This is a genomic window from Mycobacterium sp. PDNC021, assembly GCF_048282635.1.
GTDB classification, from domain to species: domain Bacteria; phylum Actinomycetota; class Actinomycetes; order Mycobacteriales; family Mycobacteriaceae; genus Mycobacterium; species Mycobacterium llatzerense.
The window spans coordinates 4,360,166-4,376,748 of sequence record NZ_CP182502.1 but is presented as its reverse complement, the minus strand read 5'-3'; the positions used below and the strand labels follow the sequence as shown (position 1 = coordinate 4,376,748).

The following is a 16,583-nucleotide window of genomic DNA, read 5'->3' as shown; positions in this document are numbered from 1 at the left end:
CTGATCATCGATGCATGGACATCGCACCCGTCTCCCGCGCGGCGGTCAGTGACACGGTGTTCGCGCACCTCGTCGACGAGATCCTGTGCGGCCGCGTCGCGGTCGATGAGGCATTGCCGTCCGAGCGCGAGCTGGCCCTGGCCTTCGCGGTGAACCGGCACGCCATCAGGGAAGCGCTCAAACGGCTGCAGCAGGCCCGGTTGGTACGGATCAGCCACGGCGGCAAGACACGGGTCCAGGATTGGCGCCTGGCGGCCGGTCTGGACGTGCTCAGCACCCTCGCCGCCACCGGCGCGGTGCCGGCCGTGCAGATCGCCCGCGACATCATGGTGATGCGCCGGTCCGTGGCCGCCGACGCGGCCCGGCTGTGCGCCCGGAATGCCACCGACGACCAGCTGGCGACGATCGCCGGCGCGGCCGTGGCATATCCGGCCGAACGCACCGACGAGTCTTTCGCCGCGGACCTGACGTTCTGGACCGCGATCATCGACGGCAGCGGCAACCTGGCCTACCGGCTGGCGCTGAACACGCTGGTCGCGGCATTCGCCGACATCGGCTTCGGTTCGATAGCCGACCTCGGAATGGCGGCCGAACTGGCCGACCGCGACGCCCACCTCACGCTGGCCGAGCACCTCGTTGCGCGCGATGCCGACGCCGCCCACCGTGTGGCCGACGACCTGCTGGGCCGGGTCGTCGACACCCTTTCCACTCAGCAGTAGGAGTCGTTCCCCATGTTCGATCTGATCCTGCATGCCGTGCCGGTGTTCGTGATCTGCCTGGTGCTGGAGGCGCTGTCCTTCCGATTCCTGCCGGACGACGACGAAGTCGGTTACGAATTCCGCGACTCCCGAACCAGTCTCACCATGGGGATCGGCAACGTCATCATCAACGTCGGCTGGAAGTTGGTGGTGCTGGCGGCCTACAGCGCGGCGTACCTGGTGGCGCCGGTGCATCTACCGGCCGACAATCCGCTGACCTGGATCGCGCTGTTCGTCGCCGACGACTTCCTCTACTACTGGTATCACCGCACCCACCACACGATCCGGGTGTTCTGGGCCAGCCACGTCGTGCACCACTCCAGCGAGCACTACAACCTGTCGACCGCATTGCGGCAGACGTGGACGCCATTCACCGCGTTGCCGTTCTGGTTGCCGTTGGCATTCCTCGGGTTCTCGCCGTGGATGATCCTGCTGCAGCAGTCGGTGAGCCTGCTGTACCAATTCTTCATCCACACCGAGCGCGTCGGAAAGCTCTGGCGGCCAATCGAGTTCGTGATGAACACACCGTCGCACCACCGGGTGCACCACGGCTCCAACGACCAGTACCTGGACACGAACTACGGCGGCATCCTGATCATCTGGGACCGGCTGTTCGGCAGTTTCGAACCCGAGGGCGAGCGCGTGGTCTACGGTTTGACCAAGAACATCAAGACGTTCAACCCGGTGCGGGTTGCCACGCACGAGTACACCGCCATCTGGCAGGATGTGCGCGCGGCAAAGACCTGGAAGCACCGCTTCGGACACGCGTTGCGCGGACCGGGCTGGTCGCCCGACAGCGCGTAACCCAGGTCACAGATTTCCGGCACATTTCCATCATGATTCCGGCATGAAACATGTTGCGCACCACGGCCTGACGGGCATGTGAGCTTGGGTTGACGCGCAGTACATGGTCGCGCAACGGTTGCGGAATTGACGGCCCGTAGAACTGAAGCATGACCACCGCAGGACCGCACAGCACGCGCACCGCGTGCTCCTACTGCGGTGTCGGTTGCGGAATTTCGGTCGAGACCCGCACCGACGCGGGCACCGGGCTGCCCGTCATCGCGCGCGTATCCGGGGACCGGCTGCACCCCACCAACTTCGGTCGGCTGTGCACCAAGGGCGCCACCCACGCGGAAATGATGGGTGCCGACGACGGCCGGCTCACCACGGCACTGGTCCGGCACGGCCGGGGCGCCGAAGCGGTCAGCGTCGCGGTCGACGATGCCACCGCCGAAGCCGGCCGCCGACTGCGGGCCATCATCGACGAACACGGCCCCGACGCTGTGGCGCTCTATGTTTCGGGCCAGCTGACCATCGAGGCCCAGTACCTCGCCAACAAGCTGGCCAAGGGCTTCATCCGCACCGTTCACATCGAATCGAATTCCCGGCTGTGCATGGCCAGCGCGGGCACCGGCTTCAAGCAGTCGCTGGGCGCCGACGGCCCGCCCGGGTCCTACACCGATTTCGATTCCGCCGACCTGTTTTTCGTCAGCGGCGCGAATATGGCCGACTGCCATCCGATCCTGTTCCTGCGCATGGCCGACCGGATGGCCAAGGGCGCCAAGCTGATCGTCGTCGACCCGCGCCGCAACGCGACCGCCGAGAAGGCCGATCTGTTCCTGCAGATCAAACCGGGCACCGACCTGGCGCTGCTCAACGGCCTGCTGCACCTGCTGGTCGAAAGCGGTGCGATAGACAGCGAATTCATCGCCGCGCACACCGAGGGCTGGGAGACCATGCCCGCGTTCCTGGCCGACTATCCGCCGGCGAAGGTCGCCGCGATCACCGGAATTCCCGAAGCCGACATCCGCCGCGCCGCCGAGATGATCGCGGAGGCAGGGGAGTGGATGTCGTGCTGGACCATGGGGCTGAACCAGAGCACCCACGGCACCTGGAACACCAACGCCATCTGCAACCTGCACCTGGCCACCGGCGCCATCTGCCGGACGGGCAGTGGCCCGATGTCGCTGACCGGCCAGCCCAACGCCATGGGCGGCCGCGAAATGGGTTACATGGGACCGGGTCTCCCTGGGCAACGGGCCGTGACGTCGGCCGAGGACCGAGCCTTCGTCGAAGAACAGTGGGAACTGGAACCGGGCACCATCCGCACCGACGTCGGCCCCGGCACCATCGAGATGTTCCGCCGGCTGGGCACCGGCGATATCAAGGCCGTGTGGATCATCTGCACCAATCCTGTTGCCACCGTGGCCAATCGGCAGACCGTCATCGACGGCCTGCAGGCCGCCGAACTGGTGATCACCCAGGACACCTACCAGGACACCGCGACCAACGCCTACGCCGACATCGTGCTGCCCGCCACCCTGTGGGCCGAAGCGGACGGCGTCATGGTCAACTCCGAACGCAACCTGACCCTGTTGCAGCAGAGCATCCCCGCGGCCGGCGATGCGCGGCCCGACTGGGAACTGATCTGCAATGTGGCCCGGCACATGGGCTTTGGTGATGAGTTCGACTTCAAGTCCAGCGAGCACGTGTTCGCCGAGACCCGCCAGTTCGCCAATCGCCGTACCGGCTACGACCTGGGCGGCGTGACCTACGAGCGGCTGCGGGAGACGCCGTTGCAGTGGCCCTGCCCGCCCGAGGGCGGGCCCGGTGGCGGCAGTGACCGGAACCCGATCCGCTATCTCAACGACGGGATCAGTCAGGACCTGTTCGTCGACGCCGACGGAAACCGGCCGCGGCTGGCGTTCCCGACGCCGTCGCGGCGCGCGGTGTTCCACGCCAGGCCGCACCTGGACGCGGCGGAATTGCCCGACGACGATTTCCCGGTGGTACTCAATACCGGTCGGCTGCAACACCAATGGCACACCATGACCAAGACGGGGAAGGTCGCCAAGCTCAACAAGCTCAACGGGTCGCCGTTCGTGGAGATTCATCCGATCGACGCGGCAGACCTCGGTATCACCGAGGGTGGGTCCGTCGAGATCTCGTCGCGGCGCGGCACCGCGGTCCTGCCCGCGGTGCTGACCGACCGGGTACGTCCGGGCAACTGCTTTGCGCCGTTCCACTGGAACGATGCGCAGGGTGAGCGACTGACCATCAATGCGGTGACCAACGACGCGGTGGATCCGGATTCGTTGCAGCCTGAATTCAAGGTGTGCGCCGTGCGGTTGGCGCCGGTCGCGATCGAGCCCTCGGCGGGGACACCGGCCGCGCCTGTCGCGGCACCCACGGTGGCCGGCACCCATCCGCTGGCCGCGGCACTGGGCCTGGGCGGCCCGCCCGCGCTCGATGAGGCCGAAAAGGTCTACCTGGCCGGCTTTTTCACCGGTATCCAGCAGGCTACCGGGGTGCCCGTGTTGCCGGAGTCGGCTCCGGTCAGCGGCATCGTCCGGCTGTGGGTCAACGGGGCGCTGGCCGGCGCGCACAGTTCGACGGCGCCTGCCGCGGTGATCGACGCGGCGCCCGCGTCGGCACCGCTGGAGTCCCCGAAGCCGGGTCCGTTGGTGCTGTGGGCATCGCAGACCGGTACCGCCGAAGAATTCGCCGCGGGACTTGCCGCGAGGATCGTCGGAGCACGGTTGCAGGTACTGGACGACACCGCGCTGGACGAGATCGCCCAAGCGGGCGAAGTGCTGGTTGTGACAAGCACTTTCGGTGACGGCGGACCACCTGACAACGGCGCGGACTTCTGGGCTCGCTTGAGCGCTGCCGATGCGCCCGACCTGAGCGGGGTGCGGTACTCCGTGCTCGGCATCGGTGACCGCGCGTACGAGAACTTTTGCGGCTACGCCAAATCCCTGGACGGCCGGTTCGCCGAACTCGGAGCCACCGCGCTGCTGGACCGCGCGGACTGCGAGGCCTACGACGACGAACCACTCGCCCAATGGGCTGCTGCCGCAGCCGACTTGGTCGTCGTCGCTGCTGCTGAAACGCCCGTCACCACACCCGCGGCGCCGGCCACACCCGCCAAGCCGGCACCCACGCCCGCCAAGCCCTTCACCCGCAACAACCCGCTGCCGGTCTCGTTGTGCCGCAACACTCTGCTGACCACCGGCGGCGCGAAGGAAGTACGCCAGATCGGCTTCGACCTGTCCGGCCACGACGTGAGCTACGGCGTCGGCGATGCGCTCGGCGTGGTGGTGGCCAATTCCCCAGAGGCCGTATCGACGTGGCTGGCGGCCACCGGGCTCTCCGGCGACGAGGTCATCGAAATGGATGGCGGCGAAGCCCCGTTGCGTGCTGCGCTCACCACGGCGTACGACATCTGCAAGGTGTCGCCGACCCTGCTCAACTTCCTGGCCGAACGCAGCAGCGCCAAGATTCTCCGGGCGCCCCGCGAAGAGCGCGACCGCTGGCTCGACGGCCGCACCGGCCTCGACCTCGTCGAGGAGTTCCAGATTCGGGCGACACCCGAGGAATGGCGAGACGCCCTGGTGCGCCTGGCGCCGCGCTCGTACTCGATCTCGTCGAGCCCCCTGGTGACCCCCGACGAGGTGCAACTGACGGTGTCAGTCGTGCGGTATGAAGGTGCCCGCGGCGGTATCCGGCACGGCGTCGCGTCCACCTATCTGGCCGACCGGGCCGAGACGGTGCCGGTGTTCTTGCAGTCGGCGCCGCATTTCCGGCCGCCCGAGGATGCGCTGACCCCGATGATCATGGTCGGCCCCGGCACGGGTGTCGCACCGTTCCGCGGCTTCCTGCACGAACGTCGGGCACTGGGCCACACCGGGCGGAACTGGCTGTTCTTCGGTGACCAGCACCGGGCCGAAAACTATTACTACCAAGAGGAATTGGAGGCCTTCGCCGCCGACGGCCTGCTGACCCGGCTGGACACCGCGTTCTCCCGAGACCAGGCGCGGCGGGTGTACGTGCAGCACCGGATGCGTGAGCACGGCGAGATTCTGTGGCGCTGGTTCGAAGACGGGGCGCACTTCTATGTGTGCGGCGACGCTGCCCGGATGGCCAAGGACGTCGACGTGGCGCTCACCAACATCTTCAAGACGCACGGCGGCATGTCCGAATCGGCGGCGCATGACTACAAGCGCGAGCTGATCGCCGACAAGCGCTACGTTCGCGACGTCTACTGAGCCGTACCGCTGCACGTCCGGCAATTTCAGGGTTGACTGGAGCTTGCCGGGAAGGAGCGCTGCCGATGGTCTTGGGTTCTGACGCTGCATCCGGCCCCGCCGCGTCCGCGGTCCCGCCGCGCGGCTCGGGCCGCCACATCAGGTTGACGTCTCACAGCGGCGCCGCCGATGCCCTGCCGATCCGCTGGGGCGCGGCGACCGCCGCCGAGCGCGGCCCGGTGCTCGGGACCACGACCACGCGAGCGCACCGCAATGTGATCGGCACGCACAGCGGCTCCTACAGCGTCTACCGGGCATTGGCGGTCGCGGCCGGGGCGCTCTCGCCCGCGCACCGCGCGGACCTGACCAACACCGCACCCACCGACGTGATCGGCCCGTACCCGCAGTGGGCCGAACCCGGGGCGATCGTGAGTTTGGACCCGTGGGGTGCCATGGTCGCGGATGCGTTCAGTGCCGAATTGGCGGCCGGCCACGACATCCGGCCGACCATCGCCATCACCAAAGCCCATGTGATCCTGCCGGAGGTCGCCGAGGCAATCGTCAAAGGCCGGCTCCGCCCCGACGGTCGCGTGCTGCTGGACAACGGCGCCGCCCTGGTGACCAAGGCGGCCATCGAGCCGGTCTGGTTCCTTCCCGGGGTCGCGGCGCGATTCGGTTGCAGCGAAACGGAACTGCGCCGCGTGCTGTTCGAGGAGACCGGCGGCATGTACCCCGAACTCGTCACGCGCGGTGATCTCGAGGTCTTTCTGCCACCGATCGGCGGGCAGACCGTCTACATCTTCGGCCAGCCCCGCGATCTTGCCGACCCCGACGTGGAGTTGACCGCACGGGTGCACGACGAATGCAACGGATCCGATGTGTTCGGCTCCGACATCTGTACCTGCCGGCCGTATCTCACCCATGCCATCGAGGAGTGCATCCAGGGTGCGCAGCGCGGCGGGGTCGGGCTGGTGGCCTACTCCCGCAAGGAGGGCCGCGCGCTGGGCGAGGTCACCAAATTCCTCGTGTACAACGCGCGTAAGCGTCAGGTTGGTGGCGACACCGCCGACCAGTACTTCGCTCGCACGGAATGCGTTGCCGGAGTGCAGGATATGCGGTTCCAGGAACTCATGCCCGACGTGTTGCACTGGCTGGGTGTCCGCAAGATTCACCGTCTGGTGTCGATGAGCAACATGAAGTACGACGCCATCACCGGCTCGGGTATCGAGGTCGTCGAACGCGTGAACATCCCCGACGATCTGATCCCCGCCGACGCCCGCGTCGAGATCGACGCCAAGACAGCCGCCGGTTACTTCACCCCCGGGCCGGTGCCCGACGCCGACGAACTCAAGGTCGCCAAGGGTCGCGGACTCACGCCATGACAACCAGCGCCGGCCCCGACACGGATGCCGACAGTGCCGTCGCGGTCGGCATCCTGCGCCGTACCGACGCGATCCGCGAACGTGCCGAATTCCTGCTGCGCCGGGCACGTGCGGGGGAGTCCCGCTGGTTCGTGGTCGACGACGACTTGATGCCGCAGGCCGCTGACCTCGTCGCCGCCGTCACTCGGACGCGCTACCCGGACCTGGCGATCCCGTATCACAGCCGGTGGCGCCATTTCGAGGCCGGCGGCGTCGACCGCAACGCCGACCTGCGTGCCCGGCTGGCCGCGCTGGACACGCGCTCGCAGGCACGCGCGATGATCGACCTGGCAGTGGTCAGTGTGCTGCTCGATGCCGGTGCCGGGCCGGACTGGGGCTACGTGGAACCCGTTACCGGACAACGCTTTACCCGGTCTGAGGGTCTGGGCGTGGCCAGCTGGCACGCCTTTGTCGACGGAGTGTTCTCCAGCGATCCGACGCAGCCGTGGCAGGTCGACGCCGCAGGACTACGCGGCGTCGACGACGCCATCCTCGGCCGGGCATTTCAGGTGCGGCCGGACAATCCGGTGGTGGGGCTCACCGGTCGGGTGCAACTGCTGCGCCGCCTCGGTGCCGCCCTGGCCGCCCAACCCGAGGTCTTCGGGCCCCACGGGCGTCCCGGCGGCTTGTTCGACGTGCTGACCGGCCCGACCGTCGCGGCCCACGACATCCTGGCGCAGCTGCTGGACACGTTGTCCGGGGTCTGGTTGGCCGACAACGATATTGGTGGTATCCCGCTCGGCGACTGCTGGCCCCACCCGGCGGTGCCGGGGGTGGGGTTGTCGCACGGGTGGATGCCGTTCCACAAGCTGTCGCAGTGGCTGACCTATTCGTTGCTGGAGCCGTTCGAGTGGTCCGGTGTTGCGGTCACCGGCTTGGACGCCCTGACCGGCCTGCCCGAGTATCGCAACGGTGGTCTGCTGCTCGATACCGGGGTCCTGCGCTTGCGCGATCCGTCGGCCGCGGCCCGAACCTGTTCGGTGGCCGACGAATTGGTGGTCGAATGGCGAGCCTTGACCGTCGCGCTGCTCGACGCGCTCGCGCCGCTGGTGCGTACCCGGCTCGGGCTCGACGCTGCGGCCCTGCCGCTGGCGTGTGTACTCGAGGGCGGCACCTGGGCCGCCGGGCGCACCCTGGCGCAGCAGTTGCGGGCCGGCAGCCCGCCGCTGTCCATCAGCAGTGACGGCACGGTTTTCTAGGAGGCGCCATGGGTAACCTGCATCTGGTGGACCATCCGCTGGTTCAGCACAAGCTCACGCTGATGCGGCAGAAGGACGTATCCACCAAGGGTTTTCGTCAGCTGCTCAACGAGATTTCCATGCTGATGACCTACGAGGTGCTGCGCGACATCCCCGTGCACGAGATCGAGATCGACACTCCGCTGGAATCCACCACCGGCATGGTCATCGACGGCAAGAAGCTCGTCTTCGCGTCCGTCCTGCGCGCGGGCAGCGGCATTCTGGACGGCATGCTCAGCGTTGTTCCCGGTGCGCGCATCGGCCACATCGGTCTGTACCGCGACCCGAAAACCCATGTCGCCGTGGAGTATTACTTCAAGATGCCCAGCGAGTTGCACGAGCGCGACGTGGTGGTGTGCGATCCGCTGCTCGCCACCGGCAACTCGGCGGTGGCTGCGATCGACCGCCTCAAGGAGTACCGGCCGCGCTCCATCAAGTTCGTCTGTCTGCTGACCTGTCCGGAAGGAGTCGCCGCGATGCAGGCGGCCCACCCCGAGGTACCGATCTACGCCGCGGCGCTGGACCGCCAGCTCGACGAGCACGGCTACATCGTGCCCGGCCTGGGTGACGCCGGCGACCGCATCTTCGGAACCAAGTAGTCGTGCACGAGCTGAACAGAAGGGCCGCATTCGGAATCTTCCTCGGAGCATCGGCCCTGCCACTTGCTGGGGCAGGCGTCGCCGCCGCCTCACCAGAACCCAGTCCGGAGGACCTCATCCACCTCCGGCGGACCTTCGCGCTGGCGGAACAAGCGCGCCAAGCCGGTGGCGCGCCGTACGGCGCCCTGGTCGCCGATGCCGCGGGCAACGTGGTGGCCGAGCACGGCAACACCTCGTCGGTCGACGGCGGCGACCCGACCGATCACGCCGAGATGGTCACCGTCCGCAGCGCCTGGCGGGCACTCGGCGAAGGAGATGAACAGGCCGGCATGAAGTCGGCGACGCTGTACGCCAGCACTGAACCGTGCACGATGTGCGCCGGCGGCGCCTTCTGGAGCGGCATCGGCCGGGTTGTGTACGGCATGTCCAATCGCCGGCTGTTCCAATTCACCGGAGACGACCCGGCGCACGCGGCCTACGCGCTGCCGTGCCGCGACATCCTGTTGCACGGATACCGCCCGGTCACCGTCATCGGACCGCTACTGGAAGACGAAGCGGCGCAAGCGCATCAGGGCTACTGGCACTGACGTCCGCTCACGACGACAGCGCGTCGAACAGCGCGGACATCTGCGCGGGCGAGACCGACATGCCACCGCACTGACCGCGCAGGGTCGTCAGGGGCCGCGCGATGTTCTTCAGGTCGAAGAACTCGCCGGGGTGCGCGGTGAAGTATGCACGGACGGCGCCTTCCGCGTCGCCCGACGAGCCCGCGTTGGTCAGGGCGTCGTTGGCACCCGGGTGCGCATCGAGGTAGGCGCCGGCCTGGGCCAGGACTGTCCCCGCGGTGCTGGCCAGTCCGCTCGCGGAACACGGTGCAGCCGTGGCGTTCGGGATGGCGATCGTGAGCGAGGCGAACCCGGCGAGCGCGAGCATGGCAGTCAGTTTCATACCGGTGATCCTGCTGGAAACCTGCCAATCTCGTGCGCATTGGGTGGAATTGGTGCCCGTGTCGGTGACAGGACTGGTCAGCGCAGCACGACCGTCGGCCCGTTCGCATCCAGCGGCGTACAGCTGTCCTGGCCGACGGTCGTCGAGCACTGTGCCGCGGAGAGCACGGGCCGGTATCCCGGCGGCGTCCCGCCGTCGCGGGTGATCTGCGTGAAGGTCTGGACGGCGTCGGTCGGCACCCGACGCAATGCCGGATCACCCAATGCGTCAACCGAATACAGCCCGAAGCGGGGCCGGTAGCTGCCCCACTCGTAGTTGTCGACCAGGGACCAGTAGTTGTAGCCGATGATCGGGATGCCGTCAGCCTTGGCTCGCTGCAGCCAGAAGACGGTGTCGCTGAGGTACTGCGACCGCGTCACGCCGTCGGTCCGCGGTTTGGCGTTGTCGGTCACCATCCCGTTCTCGACGACGTAGATGGGCAAGCCGGGATACCGCTGGGCGTAGTGGCGTGCCACGTAGTAGATGTCCTCGGCCTGCAGTTTGGTGTTCCACCGGGCGGCCATGCTCTGCGCCGAAGCCGGATTGTCCTGCGCCGTACCCGTGTAGTAGTCGAACCCGAGGTAGTCGAGGCTGTCCCTGACCCGGTCGAAGAACGAGCCCTCGATTCCCTCGACGCCGAATCCGGCGAACTGCGCCAACACTTCTGGTGGAATGTAGGCCTCGTTCGTGGTGACCTTGGCCTTGGGATCGGCGTCATGCGCGGCGCGATACACCGCGCGGTGGGCGTCGGCGACCCGGTCGAGGAACGTGCCGAACTGGTCGGGCTTGATGGCACCGGTACGCATTTCCATTGCGCCGAAGGCCAGTGGCTCGTTGACGCTCACCCACAGCACGCCCTGTCCGGCGTAGCGTTTGGTGATCGCCTTGGCGAAGTCTTCGAACGCGGCGACATTGTCGAGGAACCCGCCGCGGTCGCCGATCCAGCCGGGGTAGACCCAGTGCATCAGCGTGATCATCGGCGTCATGCCGTTGGCGAGCAGGGTCGCGACCACGTCGTCGTAGTAGGCCAGCTCCTTGTCGTCCCACTTGCCGGGCTGCGGCATCACTCGCGCCCATTCGAGACCGAAGCGAAAAGTGTTGACGCCCATGGCATGCGCGTTGGCGATGTCTTCCTTGTAACGGTGCCGGAAGTCATCGGCCTGTTTGTAGGGCTCCACCGGACTCGCCTCCAGCAGGCCGGCTTCGGGTGATACAGGCTTGCCTGCCGTCCGGTCGACATATCGGCGCCAATTGCTGTCGGGGGCGTCGCCTTCCACCTGGTATCCCGCCGTCGCGGTACCCCAGTAGAAGTTGCGGCTCCAGGACGAGCTGGTGTCCGTCCGCTCCTGCTTCGCGCCGCACGCGGAGAGTCCGAAGGCGAGGGCCACGGCTGCTGCCAGGAAAACCCGGTTCCATTTCATACCCAAAACCATACAGTGCACTGTTTTGGTCAGGCGAGGATGCGGTGCCACACGGCGCGCACGTGCGCGCCCATGTCGATCGACCGATCGGACATCCATTGGATCTGAATTCCGTCGGCCGCGGCGATCAGCGCGGTGGCGGCGAACTCGGCGTCGACGTGTGCGGGGAGCGCACCGGCCGCCTGTTGGCGGCCGACATAGTCGGCGATGGTCGCGCGCATTCTCTCGTATCGCCGGCGCAGGTATTCCGCGGCCGGATGCGACGGATCGACCGCGGCGGCAGCTGCCAGCGACAGATAGACGGTGCCCGATCCCGGCTTTGCGGCCTTGTCCACCATCGCCTGCGCCATGACCTCGCCCGGATCGATGTCGACTTCCGAATTGCGGTACCACTCTTCGAATTTCGCATCGGCGTCGCGATGCAACTCGGTCAGCAGGACGTCGCGCGTGGGGAAGTAGTGCATCAGGCCCGCGAGGCTGATTCCGGCCTCATTGGCGATCACCCGCATCGACGCGCCGGCCTCGCCGTCGCGTTCCAGGACCGCGAGCGCGACGTCCTTGATCTGCGCGCGCTTGGCCTCACCTTTGGCGTACCGCCCCACAGTTGGCATGACGTGAGGCTAGCGACAACCCGGGCCGGGAGTCGTCGATAACTACAGCTGCGACTTTCTAGCTCCGGCCGGCTCTGATCATGTCGGTCCGGGGCACCACCTTGACCCGCTCTCGGCCCTGCTGCGCGCCGAGGGCCATCTCATGGGCGTCGAGGCGTTCCCATTCCTCCCATGTGGTGTAGTCGATGCCGCTGCCGGACAGGTGCTCCAGGATGGCGTCAGGGCCGGCTATCTCGGGTGCGCGAAGTCCGGGTAGGTCGGCCAGCAGGCTGGTGATCGTCTCGGACGCATCCGATTTGGTGTGCCCGATGAGACCGATCGGCCCGCGCTTGATCCAGCCGGTGACGTAGGTGCCTTCGATCAGCTCGCCGTCGAGGTCCAGTACCCGGCCGGCGTCGTGCGGGACCACGCCGGCGTGGTGGTCGAACGGCAGATCCGCCAGGTGCGAGGACAGGTAACCGATGGCGCGGTAGACGGCCTGTACCGGCCAATCGGTGAATTCGCCGGTGCCCCGGGCGGTTCCGTTCCCGATCAGTTCGGTGCGTTCGGTCCGCAGTCCTTCGACCCGTTCCGCGCCGAGCACCGCGACCGGTGATTGGCACAGATGGAGGTGGATGCGGTGCGGGGCACCGGTGGGCTCGACGTCGAGGTACCGCATCATGGTGTTGACGACGAGCTTGGTGGATTTGCTGGAGTTGATGGCCTGCTGGCTCGCCTCGTCGATCTCGAACCCGTCCGGGTGCACGATCACGTCGACGCTGGGGGAGTGGGACAACTCGCGGAATTCCATCGGCGAGAACTTGATCTGCGCGGGGCCCCGCCGGGCGAACACATGCACGTCGGTGGCCTGATTCAGCGAAAGACCTTGGTAGACATTGCCGGCGATCTCGGTGCTCAGTTGCTCATCAGCAGGCTTGGCCAGCATCCTGGCGACGTCGAGGGCCACATTGCCCGCACCCAGGACCGCAACACTCTTGGCCTCCAGCGGCCAGGTTCGTGGCACGTCGGGGTGGCCGTCATACCAGGACACGAAGTCGGCGGCACCGTAGCTGCCGGGCAGATCGATGCCGGGGATGTCCAGCGGGCGGTCGGCGCGCGCACCGGTCGAGAAGATGACGGCGTCGTAGTAGCGCCGCAGATCGGACAGTTTCAGGTCGGTGCCGTAGTGCACGTTGCCGATGAAGCGGATCTCATCGCGGGACAGCACGCGGCGTAGCGCCTTGATGATCTCCTTGATCCGCGGGTGATCGGGTGCCACCCCGTACCGGACCAGCCCGTAGGGGGCCGGCAGTCGATCGAACAGATCAACTCTGGCCTGCGGGTATTCCTCGGTCAGGATGTCGGACGCATAGATTCCGGCCGGCCCTGCCCCGATCACCGCCACACGGATGTCGCGCATTCAACACCTCCACTAGATTAGGTAAGGCAAGCCTAAATTGGTACGCAGGTACCGCAAGGCCTACGTCCGAGATGGAGATGCTGATCACAGCGCCAGTTCGACAGGCTCCCGTATTCACGCAGTGCGCCCCGTTTTACTCACGTTGACCTGCGTCGCAAGAAACTGCCAAGGCTCCTACCGAAGCCTTGCGGGTGTCCGGCCACGACGGCCGTCAACGAGCGGCACCCACCGTGAAGCACCATTTCGAGAAGAGGCAGTCCACGAAGATGATGAAGCTGGCGCTGATCGCGACGACGGCGGTCGCGGCAACGATTGGCCTGGCCGCAACCGCGCACGCCGATGACACCTACGCCTTTCGGTCCCCATCGGGGAACGTCGGCTGCAAGATGGGCGCGGGCGGTGCCATGTGCGAGATCAAGGACTACACCTGGTTCATCCCGCGCCCGGCGGAGTACACCATGGGCGGGAAAGGCAACAGATTCCTGCTCGGCCAGGGCGGTGCACCCATCGGGGGTGACTGGCACTCGGATCACGAATTTCCCGACGGCGCACCGACTCTCGCCTACGGACAAACGCGGACGGTGGGCTCCATCACCTGCGACAGCGAGCTCTCGGGCATGACGTGCACCGACTCCAGCACCGGACACTTCTTCCGGGTGTCACGCGATTCCTACGAGTTGGGCTGACCGCAATGAAGCAAATGAAAACGAAGAAGGTCGCCACACGAATTGCAGCGGCCATCACGACCGCTGTCGCCCTGGCCGCCTGCTCGACAAGCGGCGCGCCCTCGGCATCGGCCGACCCGGAGCCGACGCTCGGTGGTGCCTGGAACCCGAGTGTGCGGGGTTACGGAACGGTGCAGCCGACGCGAGTGTTCAACGGTGGCGACCCGACGGGCGACATCTGGGACATCACCTGGTCCTCCTGGGGTGGACAGCAGGCCATCGGGAGGGGCCTTTCCTACGCGATACCGCCGGGCGCCGTCAGCGTTGCGCAGTCGATCAAGGAACCGGCGACGATCGTGGCCTACAACCTCGGCACCTGCAACGGCCAGCTGATGTACCAAGCGGCGAAGTGGTATTTCCCCGGCAACGGAGAGACGTTCAACCCGGCCGGGCACTACAACATCTGCACGGGCGATTACGTCAACGGCATCTGACAAGAGCGCTGTATGGCCCTGAGCGGCAACAGGTTCCGCTACTTCGCTCAACCATCTCAAGCGATTCAAGCTGATCAGATGGATTGCGGTATCAGGGCGGTGACGATTGTGTCGAAGGCATGAAGAGTTTTCTTGCCGGCGACGCATTCGCGGATCGGACCGTCGTCCTCATCGGCGGCGGGTCCGGAATCGGTTTCGCGGTCGCCAAATTGGTGGTGTCCGGTGGGGGTGCGGTGGTACTGGGCGGGCGCCGCGCCGGTGCGCTCGAAAAGGCCGCCGCCGAGCTGGGCCCGTCGGCGACATGGCAGGTTGTCGATACCGCGGACGAGCGCGCCGTCGAGGCCGTGTTCGCCCGGCTCGACTCGGTCGATGCCGTCTTCACCACGGCGGCCACCTACATCACCGGATCAATGCGCGAACTCTCGATCAGCGACGCGGCGTCGCCGTTCGACTCGAAGTTCTGGGGTCAGTACCGCGTGGTCAAGGCCGCGTTGCCGGTACTGACCGCTGATGCGTCAGTCGTACTGATGGCCGGGGCGGCCAGCGTCCGGCCGGCCGGTGCCGCGCCCGCGTACGTCGCTGCCAATGCCGCGATCGAGGGTCTGGCACGCGGGTTGGCTGTTGAACTCGCGCCGGTACGGGTGAACGCGATCTCGCCCGGCACCGTCGACGGCAACCTTTGGAATCAACGGCCCCAAGCCGTCCGGCAGGCGGCATTCGACCACTTTGTCGAAGCCTCGACCCGCGGGAGACTGGTGCGGGAGGACGAAATCGCGGCCGCCGTCATTCATCTGTTCCTCAACGGCGCGACCACGGGTTCCACGCTCTATCCCGACGGCGGGTACAGCTTGCGTTGACGCGCGTTGATCCGAATGTCCGCGGAGAACTGTTAGCAAACAATGACTTTCGTCGCGGGCCTGCTCACGTGATGCGAATCACCGGGGTTGGGTGGTTTATCGGACGCAGATTGGGTAGACAAGCTAAGAGGCGGCGGTGGGAATCGTCGCTGCGAGTTTCTACCGAGTTGGGGCGGATCCAGATGAACCGAAATGATCGATGGTTGGGTGCTGCTGCTGCCGCGGTGTTCGTTACGGCGGCGGGCGTCGCCGCCGCCGGGCACGCCGCAGCGGAGGCGTGCCCAGATGTGCAGTTGGTGTTCGCTCGAGGCACCTTTGAGCCCGCAGGCGTCGGCGGCGTCGGGCAGGCGTTCGCGGACTCGCTCCGCGCCAAGACACCGGGACGGTCGGTGGACGTCTACGCCGTCAATTACCCTGCGTCCCTTGATTTCGCGACCGCGGCCGACGGCGTGATCGACGCGCGGAACAAGGTGATGGCCACAGTGAACTCCTGCCCGAACACCAAGGTGGTGCTCGGCGGCTACTCGCAGGGGGCGGCAGTGGCCGCGTACATCACCGAGGACCATGTGCCGCAGGGCTTCGCTCTGCCGCCAGGGCTGACGGGCCCGATGCCGACGTCGGCGGCCGATCACGTGGCCGCGGTCGTACTGTTCGGAAAACCGTCCAGCGGATTCCTGCAGATGATCTTCACTGGAGCGCCACCGATCACCGTCGGCCCGCGCTACGTCGGCAAGACCGATGATGTGTGCATCGCCGAGGACCCGGTGTGCTCGCCGACCGGCAACGATCAGGGTGCGCACGGCGCGTACCCGGCGCGCGGGCTGACCGACCAGGCCGCCGACTATGTGGTCAATCGGCTGGGCGGTACAGCCGCGCGGACCTGAACCGTCCGAACAAAAAACCCCGGCCATCGGCCGGGGTTTTTTCTGTGTCCGAGGGGGGACTTGAACCCCCACGCCCGTTAATAGGGCACTAGCACCTCAAGCTAGCGCGTCTGCCATTCCGCCACTCGGACATGCCCAGCTGACTGGCTGGGCAGCTTAGGCTAACGGATCAGGACGCCGAGTCCCAAACCGGCTTGTGATCAGGGGTGGCGCAAGCAC

The 16,583-nt window shown here is 66.8% G+C and carries 15 protein-coding genes and 1 tRNA gene; 11 read left to right on the top strand and 5 right to left on the bottom strand.

Going from position 1 to position 16,583, the window contains the following annotated elements:
• Positions 1-14 precede the first annotated feature (14 nt).
• The 7 genes from ACNO8X_RS20900 (at position 15) to ACNO8X_RS20870 (ending at position 9,633) form a co-directional block, all read left to right on the top strand.
• The gene (locus ACNO8X_RS20900; RefSeq protein ID WP_418002541.1) at positions 15-719 is read left to right on the top strand and encodes a FadR/GntR family transcriptional regulator; all 705 of its coding nucleotides are present in this window, start codon (positions 15-17) and stop codon (positions 717-719) included.
• Positions 720-731: 12 nt separating this feature from the next.
• On the top strand, positions 732-1,562 hold the full coding sequence (locus ACNO8X_RS20895; protein ID WP_418002540.1) for a sterol desaturase family protein: 831 nt from the start codon (positions 732-734) through the stop codon (positions 1,560-1,562).
• A 149-nt stretch (positions 1,563-1,711) separates the two neighbouring features.
• On the top strand, positions 1,712-5,809 hold the full coding sequence (locus tag ACNO8X_RS20890; protein WP_418002539.1) for a molybdopterin-dependent oxidoreductase: 4,098 nt from the start codon (positions 1,712-1,714) through the stop codon (positions 5,807-5,809).
• 65 nt (positions 5,810-5,874) lie between these two features.
• Entirely contained in the window at positions 5,875-7,170 is a 1,296-nt protein-coding gene (locus ACNO8X_RS20885; protein WP_418002538.1) for a GTP cyclohydrolase II, read from the top strand.
• Positions 7,167-8,408: a URC4/urg3 family protein gene (locus tag ACNO8X_RS20880; RefSeq protein ID WP_418002537.1), complete on the top strand. Its 1,242-nt coding sequence runs from the start codon at positions 7,167-7,169 to the stop codon at positions 8,406-8,408. The genes ACNO8X_RS20885 and ACNO8X_RS20880 overlap by 4 nt, the downstream gene beginning before the upstream one ends.
• A gap of 8 nt (positions 8,409-8,416) precedes the next feature.
• Positions 8,417-9,046, top strand: coding sequence for a uracil phosphoribosyltransferase (upp, locus tag ACNO8X_RS20875; protein ID WP_418002536.1), 630 nt, complete (start codon positions 8,417-8,419; stop codon positions 9,044-9,046).
• Between the two features lie 2 nt (positions 9,047-9,048).
• A complete protein-coding gene (locus tag ACNO8X_RS20870) occupies positions 9,049-9,633 on the top strand; it encodes a nucleoside deaminase (protein WP_418002535.1) in 585 nt (194 codons plus the stop codon).
• 7 nt (positions 9,634-9,640) lie between these two features.
• Here ACNO8X_RS20870 and ACNO8X_RS20865 read toward each other — a convergent pair whose 3' ends face one another.
• The 4 genes from ACNO8X_RS20865 to ACNO8X_RS20850 form a co-directional block, all read right to left on the bottom strand.
• Positions 9,641-9,994, bottom strand: coding sequence for a hemophore-related protein (locus tag ACNO8X_RS20865; RefSeq protein WP_418002534.1), 354 nt, complete (start codon positions 9,992-9,994; stop codon positions 9,641-9,643).
• Between the two features lie 77 nt (positions 9,995-10,071).
• A complete protein-coding gene (locus ACNO8X_RS20860; RefSeq protein WP_418002533.1) occupies positions 10,072-11,466 on the bottom strand; it encodes a family 1 glycosylhydrolase in 1,395 nt (464 codons plus the stop codon).
• A gap of 17 nt (positions 11,467-11,483) precedes the next feature.
• Complete coding sequence (locus ACNO8X_RS20855; RefSeq protein WP_043988387.1) at positions 11,484-12,065, bottom strand: TetR/AcrR family transcriptional regulator; 582 nt, start codon at positions 12,063-12,065, stop codon at positions 11,484-11,486.
• Positions 12,066-12,123: 58 nt separating this feature from the next.
• Positions 12,124-13,464, bottom strand: coding sequence for an FAD-dependent oxidoreductase (locus ACNO8X_RS20850; protein WP_418002532.1), 1,341 nt, complete (start codon positions 13,462-13,464; stop codon positions 12,124-12,126).
• 230 nt (positions 13,465-13,694) lie between these two features.
• Here ACNO8X_RS20850 and ACNO8X_RS20845 point away from each other — a divergent pair, with 230 nt between their 5' ends.
• The 4 genes from ACNO8X_RS20845 (at position 13,695) to ACNO8X_RS20830 (ending at position 16,364) form a co-directional block, all read left to right on the top strand.
• Complete coding sequence (locus ACNO8X_RS20845) at positions 13,695-14,150, top strand: DUF6636 domain-containing protein (protein ID WP_418002531.1); 456 nt, start codon at positions 13,695-13,697, stop codon at positions 14,148-14,150.
• Between the two features lie 14 nt (positions 14,151-14,164).
• Positions 14,165-14,623 (top strand): hypothetical protein, encoded by a 459-nt coding sequence (locus ACNO8X_RS20840; protein WP_418002530.1) that lies wholly within the window; start codon positions 14,165-14,167, stop codon positions 14,621-14,623.
• 119 nt (positions 14,624-14,742) lie between these two features.
• Positions 14,743-15,480: an SDR family oxidoreductase gene (locus tag ACNO8X_RS20835; protein ID WP_418002529.1), complete on the top strand. Its 738-nt coding sequence runs from the start codon at positions 14,743-14,745 to the stop codon at positions 15,478-15,480.
• A 182-nt stretch (positions 15,481-15,662) separates the two neighbouring features.
• Positions 15,663-16,364 carry a cutinase family protein gene (locus ACNO8X_RS20830; RefSeq protein WP_418002528.1) on the top strand — a complete coding sequence of 234 codons (702 nt, stop codon included), beginning with the start codon at positions 15,663-15,665 and terminating at the stop codon, positions 16,362-16,364.
• A 45-nt stretch (positions 16,365-16,409) separates the two neighbouring features.
• Here the strand turns inward: ACNO8X_RS20830 and ACNO8X_RS20825 are convergent.
• Positions 16,410-16,495, bottom strand: a tRNA-Leu gene (locus ACNO8X_RS20825).
• Positions 16,496-16,583 lie beyond the last annotated feature (88 nt).

Bases quoted from the DNA above. Each gene is read 5' to 3' on its own strand.
- ACNO8X_RS20890 (WP_418002539.1), top strand. From the start codon at position 1,712: ATGACCACCGCAGGACCGCACAGCACGCGCACCGCGTGCTCCTACTGC.
- ACNO8X_RS20900 (WP_418002541.1), top strand. From the start codon at position 15: ATGGACATCGCACCCGTCTCCCGCGCGGCGGTCAGTGACACGGTGTTC.
- ACNO8X_RS20835 (WP_418002529.1), top strand. From the start codon at position 14,743: ATGAAGAGTTTTCTTGCCGGCGACGCATTCGCGGATCGGACCGTCGTC.
- ACNO8X_RS20850 (WP_418002532.1), bottom strand. From the start codon at position 13,464: ATGCGCGACATCCGTGTGGCGGTGATCGGGGCAGGGCCGGCCGGAATC.
- ACNO8X_RS20855 (WP_043988387.1), bottom strand. From the start codon at position 12,065: ATGCCAACTGTGGGGCGGTACGCCAAAGGTGAGGCCAAGCGCGCGCAG.
- ACNO8X_RS20860 (WP_418002533.1), bottom strand. From the start codon at position 11,466: ATGGTTTTGGGTATGAAATGGAACCGGGTTTTCCTGGCAGCAGCCGTG.
- ACNO8X_RS20830 (WP_418002528.1), top strand. From the start codon at position 15,663: ATGAACCGAAATGATCGATGGTTGGGTGCTGCTGCTGCCGCGGTGTTC.
- ACNO8X_RS20865 (WP_418002534.1), bottom strand. From the start codon at position 9,994: ATGAAACTGACTGCCATGCTCGCGCTCGCCGGGTTCGCCTCGCTCACG.
- upp (WP_418002536.1), top strand. From the start codon at position 8,417: ATGGGTAACCTGCATCTGGTGGACCATCCGCTGGTTCAGCACAAGCTC.
- ACNO8X_RS20880 (WP_418002537.1), top strand. From the start codon at position 7,167: ATGACAACCAGCGCCGGCCCCGACACGGATGCCGACAGTGCCGTCGCG.
- ACNO8X_RS20840 (WP_418002530.1), top strand. From the start codon at position 14,165: ATGAAAACGAAGAAGGTCGCCACACGAATTGCAGCGGCCATCACGACC.
- ACNO8X_RS20885 (WP_418002538.1), top strand. From the start codon at position 5,875: ATGGTCTTGGGTTCTGACGCTGCATCCGGCCCCGCCGCGTCCGCGGTC.
- ACNO8X_RS20895 (WP_418002540.1), top strand. From the start codon at position 732: ATGTTCGATCTGATCCTGCATGCCGTGCCGGTGTTCGTGATCTGCCTG.